This window comes from Bacillus sp. JJ1764 (genome assembly GCF_036962145.1).
Taxonomy (GTDB): domain Bacteria; phylum Bacillota; class Bacilli; order Bacillales; family Cytobacillaceae; genus Neobacillus.
The window spans coordinates 31,604-39,061 of the sequence record NZ_JBALNY010000056.1; the positions used below are offsets into that span (position 1 = coordinate 31,604).

At 37.5% G+C, this 7,458-nt stretch carries 7 protein-coding genes; 1 reads left to right on the plus strand and 6 read right to left on the minus strand.

Features of this window, described 5'->3' with window-relative positions; all coding sequences use genetic code 11:
* Positions 1-30: 30 nt before the first annotated feature.
* From V7083_RS09645 to V7083_RS09670, 6 genes are all read right to left on the minus strand, one after another.
* Positions 31-273 (minus strand): hypothetical protein, encoded by a 243-nt coding sequence (locus tag V7083_RS09645; RefSeq protein ID WP_335477311.1) that lies wholly within the window; start codon positions 271-273, stop codon positions 31-33.
* A 176-nt stretch (positions 274-449) separates the two neighbouring features.
* Positions 450-1,865 carry a dihydrolipoyl dehydrogenase gene (gene lpdA, locus V7083_RS09650; RefSeq protein WP_335477312.1) on the minus strand — a complete coding sequence of 472 codons (1,416 nt, stop codon included), beginning with the start codon at positions 1,863-1,865 and terminating at the stop codon, positions 450-452.
* A 4-nt stretch (positions 1,866-1,869) separates the two neighbouring features.
* Positions 1,870-3,189 (minus strand): dihydrolipoamide acetyltransferase family protein, encoded by a 1,320-nt coding sequence (locus V7083_RS09655; RefSeq protein WP_335477313.1) that lies wholly within the window; start codon positions 3,187-3,189, stop codon positions 1,870-1,872.
* 112 nt (positions 3,190-3,301) lie between these two features.
* Positions 3,302-4,279, minus strand: a complete 978-nt coding sequence (locus V7083_RS09660; RefSeq protein ID WP_335477314.1) for an alpha-ketoacid dehydrogenase subunit beta — start codon at positions 4,277-4,279, stop codon at positions 3,302-3,304.
* A gap of 3 nt (positions 4,280-4,282) precedes the next feature.
* Positions 4,283-5,398: a pyruvate dehydrogenase (acetyl-transferring) E1 component subunit alpha gene (gene pdhA / locus V7083_RS09665; RefSeq protein ID WP_335477315.1), complete on the minus strand. Its 1,116-nt coding sequence runs from the start codon at positions 5,396-5,398 to the stop codon at positions 4,283-4,285.
* 373 nt (positions 5,399-5,771) lie between these two features.
* The gene (locus tag V7083_RS09670) at positions 5,772-6,422 is read right to left on the minus strand and encodes a YkyA family protein (protein ID WP_335477316.1); all 651 of its coding nucleotides are present in this window, start codon (positions 6,420-6,422) and stop codon (positions 5,772-5,774) included.
* A 160-nt stretch (positions 6,423-6,582) separates the two neighbouring features.
* Between V7083_RS09670 and def the strand changes: the two genes are divergently transcribed.
* A complete protein-coding gene (def, locus tag V7083_RS09675) occupies positions 6,583-7,137 on the plus strand; it encodes a peptide deformylase (protein WP_335477317.1) in 555 nt (184 codons plus the stop codon).
* Positions 7,138-7,458: the final 321 nt, after the last annotated feature.

Genomic DNA, 7,458 nt, shown 5'->3' on the forward strand with positions numbered 1-7,458 from the left:
GGAAATCAACAGACAAGTATAACAGAGAGCCTAATGTAAAAATTGGGTCATCGTATAGTGCAATGATGTATATACCACCAAACTTAAGGTCGTAATAAACAATGTTTTTCGTGATGATTTCGTAATTTTGTTGCCGATGATAAACGCTAAGTAAAAAAACACAAAAAACATGATTACCTTATAAACAAGCTGATCATGCCTCGACAGCCACTCAATAAATGTATACCCGCTCCAAATGATAAATTGCAGCATCATGACAATATAAACCCTCATTATTATCACCACGCAAAATACATATATTTTGTAAAGAATATTACATATATATGAAGAAAAGGAAACAGTTATTTGCTCCCCAATGAACGAATTGATATAAAATGTTATCTATACATTCGCTAATAAAAAAGAAAAGTCCTCTCTATTTTTTATAGAAAGGAATTTTGTATCAGTTATTACTTTAAGATGTGAATCGGACTGCCGAGGGCAACTTCGGCAGCTTCCATTGTAATTTCACCGAGAGTTGGGTGAGCATGTATTGTCATTGCCAAGTCTTCTGCCGTCATACCTGCTTCAATGGCAAGCCCTAACTCTGCAATCATATCAGAGGCGCTTGTGCCGGCAATTTGCGCTCCAATAACAAGACCGTCTTCTTTACGAGTAATTAACTTTAAGAAACCATCAGCGCTATCAAGTGATAAAGCACGACCATTAGCTGCAAATGGGAATTTAGCAGCTGTTACCGCAAGTCCTTCTGCTTTAGCTTGTTCTTCTGTATATCCTACTGAGGCTAATTCAGGCTCAGAGAATACAACTGCAGGAATTCCTAAATAATCTATTTCAGAAGGATGTCCAGCGATTGCTTCTGCCGCAATTTTTGCTTCATATGATGCTTTATGAGCAAGCTGCGGTCCCTGAACAACATCACCAATAGCGTAAATATTGCTGATATTGGTACGGCATTGTTTGTCGATTTCGATTAGACCACGTTCGCTAAGTTTCACGCCAACTTGTTCCAAGCCCATTTCATCTGTGTTTGGACGACGTCCTACCATGACGAAAACATAATCTGCTTCGAGTTTCTGCTCTTCACCATTTGTTTCAAATGTTACAGTTACGCCGTTCTCGGTTTCCTCAACACCTTTAGCAAGTGCTTTTGTATAGAATTCAGCGCCTTTTTTCTTCAGCGCCTTTTTAACTAATGCAGCCATTTGTTTATCAAAGACACCAAGTCCTAAAATTTCCTCAGCACCTTCTAAAATGGTTACTTTGGTGCCAAAGTTAGCGTACGCGCCGCCAAGTTCGACCCCAATGACACCTCCACCAATTACAATGATGCTTTTTGGAATTTCAGGCAAATTAAGAGCACCTGTTGAATTAAGGACACGTTTTGAATATTTAAACGTAGGCAACTCGATTGGACGAGAGCCCGTTGCAATAATCGCATTTTTAAACGTATATGTTTGAGCAGAATTTTCGTCCATGACTCGAAGGGTATTCGCATCAACAAAATATGCTTCACCGCGGACAATATTTACCTTATTTCCTTTTAAAAGCCCTTCAACGCCGCCAGTTAATTTTTTAACAATACCAGCTTTAAATTCTTGAACTTTTGAAAAATCAACCTTTACATTTTCAGCTGTTATTCCAAATGCATCGGAATGCATAGCTGTTTCATAACGATGACCAGCAGCAATTAATGCTTTTGAAGGGATACAACCAACATTCAGGCAGACACCGCCTACGTATTCCTTCTCAACAATTGTTACTTTTTGGCCAAGTTGTGCAGCACGAATAGCTGCAACATATCCCCCAGGACCGGCACCAATGACTATAGTATCTGTTTCAATTGGGAAATCTCCAACTACCATTTTCTTACGCCTCCATTAACAATAGTTCTGGATCGTTCAATAAACGCTTAATATGATTCATTGCATTTTGTGCGGTTGCTCCGTCAATCATACGATGATCGAAACTTAAAGATAAAGCTAATACAGGAGCAGCCACAATTTCACCGTCACGAACGATCGGTTTTTCAGCAATACGGCCTACGCCCAAAATGGCAACTTCCGGATGGTTAATAACTGGAGTGAACCATTGACCGCCTGCTGAACCAATATTAGAAATCGTGCAAGATGCACCCTTCATTTCGTTTGGAGCCAATTTTCCTTCACGCGCTTTACCAGCTAATTCATTAATTTCATTAGAGATAGTAAATACTGACTTTCTATCGGCATCCTTTACAACAGGAACTAAAAGACCTTTTTCAGTATCAGCAGCGATACCTATGTTGTAATAATGTTTATGAACGATCTCATTTGTAGCATCATCAAGAGATGTATTTAACACAGGGAACTCTCTTAAAGCGCTTGTTAGTGCTTTAACAATGTATGGTAAGAAGGTTAGCTTGATGCCTTTAGCAGCAGCCACTTCCTTGAACTTCTTGCGGTGAGCAACAAGCTTAGTTACATCAATTTCATCCATTAATGTCACGTGAGGAGCAGTGTGCTTAGAGTTAACCATTGCCTTTGCAATAGCCTTACGAATACCGCTCATTTTTTCACGTGTTTCTGGATATTCGCCTTGTGGAATTGGAACAGGTACTGGAGCAGCTGCCTTAGATGTTTCTTCTACATTTTCCACAACTGTTGTTTCCTGCGTTGCAATTGCAGCTCCGCCGTCATTTAAGAATGCATCAATATCATTCTTCATAATACGTCCATTTTTACCTGAACCAGCAACTAATGCAATTTCTACACCTTTTTCACGAGCATATTTACGTACAGAAGGCATTGCAATCACACGACGATTTGGGTCCACTTCAACTTGTGGTGCAGGTGCTGCAGGAGCAGATGGTTGAGGTGCCGCAGTGTCTTGTGCCGGAGCTGCAGGTACTTCAGCTTGTTTTGGAGCTTCTTCAGCATGTTCATCGCCTTTAAATTGTAGGTTCTCATATCCTGGCGCATCAAAAGTGACAAGAACTTGACCAACAGTTGCAACAGTTCCTTCGCCAACTAGCACTTCTTGAACTGTACCTTCAACAGGCGATGGAATTTCAACTACTGCTTTATCATTTTGAATTTCGCAAAGAACATCATCTTCTTTGACTTTATCCCCTGGCTTTACAAACCATTTGACGATTTCACCTTCGTGAATACCTTCGCCGATATCAGGCATTTTAAATTGAAATGACACAGAGATTCATCTCCTATTTTTCATGTAATTTTTAATCAAACTTAAGTAATATTGGGAAAAGATGACTTTTCCCAATCATTTATGATAAATCCATATTCTTTATAAGTAACTATTAGAAAGTTAATACTTTTTTAGCAGTCTCAAGAACATCTTTATAGTTAGGAAGCCATACAGATTCTGCTTGAGGGAACGGGAAAATCGTATCAGGAGCAGCTACCCGTAAAACAGGAGCTTCCAGACTTAAAATTGCACGCTCATTAATTTCAGCAACAACATTTGCTGCAATACCTGCTTGTTTTTGTGCTTCTTGAACCACAATTGCACGACCTGTTTTTTCAACAGAGGCAATAATTGTTTCAATATCAATTGGACTAACTGTCCGCAAGTCAATAACCTCTGCAGAATATCCTTCTTTTTCTAATTCTTCGGCTGCCTTTAATGATTCATGAACCATTGCACCGTAAGTAATAATGGACACGTCTGTTCCTTCTCGCTTCACGTCAGCTTTACCTAGAGGGATCGTATATTCACCTTCAGGAACTTCTTGACGGAATGAACGGTACAATTTCATATGCTCTAGGAAAATAACAGGATCATTGTCACGGATTGCTGAAATCAGAAGGCCTTTTGCATCATAAGGAGTTGAAGGAATAACTACCTTTACACCAGGAGTTTGCGCCATAAGTCCTTCTAAACTGTCTGCGTGCATATCTGGAGTATGTACCCCTCCACCGAATGGTGAGCGAAAAGTAACAGGTGCATTAAATGTACCACCTGAGCGAAAACGCAAACGAGCTAACTGACCAGCAATTTGGTCAAATACTTCAAATACAAAACCAAAAAACTGAATTTCTGGTACTGGACGGAAACCTTGTAATACTAAACCGGACGCTAAACCGCCAATTCCTGATTCAGCAAGTGGTGTATCAAATACTCGATCTTCTCCGAATTCTTTTTGAAGTCCTTCTGTTGCACGGAATACTCCGCCATTTACTCCTACGTCTTCTCCGAAAACCAATACATTAGGATCATTACGTAATTCAGTACGAAGTGCATCAGTAATTGCTTGAATCATTGTCATTTGAGCCATGACTTACTTCGACTCCTTTGCTTTAAATATTTCATATTGTTCTTTTAGGTTGCTTGGCATATCTGAATAGGTAATCTCCATTAAATCAGTTACCTTTTGTTTTGGTGCAGCATCCGCTTGTTTAATCGCTTCTTTAATATCTTCTTTAGCTTGTTCAATTACTTCTGTTTCCTTTTCCTCGCTCCAGAGACCTTTCTTTTCAAGGAATTTGCGGAAACGTACAAGTGGATCTTTCTTTTCCCACTCATTGTCAAGTTCAGATGTACGATAGCGAGTTGGATCATCACCAGCCATTGTATGTGGACCATATCGGTATGTTAAAGTTTCAATGAATGTTGGACCTTCTCCATTTATTGCACGCTCTCTAGCTTCCCGAACTGCTGCGTAAACAGCCAAAGGATCCATACCATCTACTTGAACACCAGGAATACCAGCAGCAATTGCTTTTTGTGCTAACGTTTTAGCAGCAGTTTGTTTTTCACGAGGTGTAGAGATTGCAAATTGGTTGTTTTGCGCGATAAAAATTGCTGGTGATTTATAAGCACCTGCAAAGTTCATTCCTTCGTAGAAATCCCCTTGTGAAGTACCTCCGTCACCTGTATAAGTAATGGCAACAGCTTTTGCTCCACGTTTTTGTAGCCCAAGTGCCACACCAGCAGTCTGAACATACTGAGCACCGATGATAATTTGTGGGTGAAGGACATTTACGCCCTCAGGAATCTGCATTCCATGGAAATGTCCTCTTGACCACAAGAAGGCTTGGGACAACGGTAGTCCATGCCATACAATTTGTGGAACATCACGATAACCTGGTAAGATAAAATCCTCTTTTTCCAAAGCAAATTGTGAAGCTAACTGTGAAGCTTCTTGTCCTGCAGTTGGTGCATAGAATCCTAATCTTCCTTGTCGGTTTAATGAAATGGAGCGTTGATCAAGGATACGTGTATAAACCATTCGACGCATTAATTCTTGAAGCTGTTCATCTGTTAAATCAGGCATCGCAGCTTCATTTACGATTTCGCCTTCTTCGTTAAGAATTTGAAGTGTTTGATATTGATTTTCCACTTCGTTGAGTACCTTCATTGCATCCAACTTGGCATTTTGAGTTTTAGAAGCCATCTGGTCACATCTTCCTTTCTTTTTAACCCTTATAAAATAATAAATTCCTTAAGTTAGGTTACCCAAAACACTTTAAAATGTATGATTCTAAATACATGATTCAAAATCAAATTAACATTATGTCTGTATCAATGTTTCTTGCTATTATATTGATACAATAATTAATTTCATTTAAGAGTTTACATCATTAATTTTAGGTCGTCAAATACTACGCTTATAATTTTTTATTATTTGCACGTTATAAATAAAAATTAAACTGTACCATAATTAAAGTTGTATCTGTTATATAAAATTAGCTACATTTTTATAATTGTTATAATATAGAAAAAATCGACTGTAACGTCAGTCGATTTCAAAAGATGAATGTAGCTTCTTATTTTAGCCCCGATTTTTTATAAAACATGCTCTTTTTCTTATTATACTCTTCTGTCAGTTTATTAAAGTTTTCATTTGCCTCATTGACCTTTTTATAGGATTCATTTATTTTATTGACTTGCAATTGAAGATCCTTTAACATGACATTTTTATTTTTAAACATTTCATATAGTTGTTGATCATTATTTATTCCTTCTGAATATGCTTGATAAAGATCATCATGTGCTCGATAGCGTTGCATCATAATTTCGTAAAGTTCATCTATTATTCTCTTTAGGTCAGGATTATCAAATTCCCCCTTAATGGATTTGATCTTTTTAAATTCCTTTTCTGATTCCTTTAAACTATTTGTTTCCTTCTCCATATAATTCTTTCTGTTATTTGCGGATACGATGGCCTGATCAGAAAGTTTTACTATTTGATTATATTCCTTCATACCTAACCCAATAATTTTGTTATATATTTCTTTTTCATTTTTTTCTGAAGTAACTAAAGGCTCTTGCTGTTCCTCAAAGTTTTTTTCTTTGGTGACAACCTCTTCCAATACATCATTCATTTTCTCTACAGGGGTCTTTTTATTGACACATCCTGATAAAATCACAATAATAATGATGGATATGATTATGGCTATGCGGTTGAAAATCTTCACTTAGGTTCCTCCTATCCGATAACTCTATAATATATTTACTTGTTTCTTTTGACAATTAAGATAGGAAAAGGTACAGGGAAAAGGATGATTAACATTTTACCTATTGTTTGATATGCTAGGTTCAGCATAATAATTTTTTACTTAATTGGAGGTGTACATAATGTTAATGATGGAGAATATTGTTCGTGATGGACATCCAACACTTAGAATGGTGGCTGAAGAAGTTTCAATGCCGCCTTCAGATGACGATAAGCAAATACTTGCAAGCCTGTTAGAATATGTAATCAATAGCCAAAACAGCGAAATAGCTGAGCGATACGGATTGAGGCCAGGGATTGGTTTAGCTGCACCACAAATCAATGTATCAAAACGAATGATAGCTGTTCACTTAACGGATGAAAAGGGTGAACTATATAGCTATGCCTTGTTTAACCCCAAAATTATCAGCCATTCTGTTGAAAAGTCTTATTTAAAATCAGGAGAAGGCTGTCTTTCCGTGGATGAACCGATAGAGGGTTATGTTCCAAGACATGCACGAGTTACCGTTAAAGGTTACGATCTCAATGGAAATGAAGTTAAACTTCGTCTAAAAGGATTACCCGCAATCTGCTTCCAGCATGAAATAGACCATATTAACGGAGTCATGTTTTACGATCATATCAATAAAGAAGATCCTTTCAAACCGATTGAAGGCGCAATTGTCATAGAAAGATAATAAAACCGGAGCCAAAAAGGACCGGTTTTCCCTTTTTTCATACATCCAAAATTATCCATGAAAATTTCCGCATTTTCCTCATATAATAATAATAAAAAATCCACTTTTGTAAAAATATTTCAATAATCTACCATTGCTTGCTTTACATTGGACAAGGATGGTTTAAAATAAGAAGTAAGGAGATGATCCACTATGTTAAAGAAGCTGAGAAAGAAGCTCTTAAAACAGTGGAAAGATTTATTACGTAAAAAAACCATTGCCTGATATTCATGAGCCCTTCAAACTTGCGAAGGGCTCCTTCCTTATTGTAAATTGAAAAAT

Excerpts from the sequence above, each read along its gene's own strand:
- V7083_RS09645 (WP_335477311.1), bottom strand. The coding sequence starts at position 273 with ATGAGGGTTTATATTGTCATGATGCTGCAATTTATCATTTGGAGCGGG.
- lpdA (WP_335477312.1), bottom strand. The coding sequence starts at position 1,865 with ATGGTAGTTGGAGATTTCCCAATTGAAACAGATACTATAGTCATTGGT.
- V7083_RS09660 (WP_335477314.1), bottom strand. The coding sequence starts at position 4,279 with ATGGCTCAAATGACAATGATTCAAGCAATTACTGATGCACTTCGTACT.
- pdhA (WP_335477315.1), bottom strand. The coding sequence starts at position 5,398 with ATGGCTTCTAAAACTCAAAATGCCAAGTTGGATGCAATGAAGGTACTC.
- def (WP_335477317.1), top strand. The coding sequence starts at position 6,583 with ATGTTAATGATGGAGAATATTGTTCGTGATGGACATCCAACACTTAGA.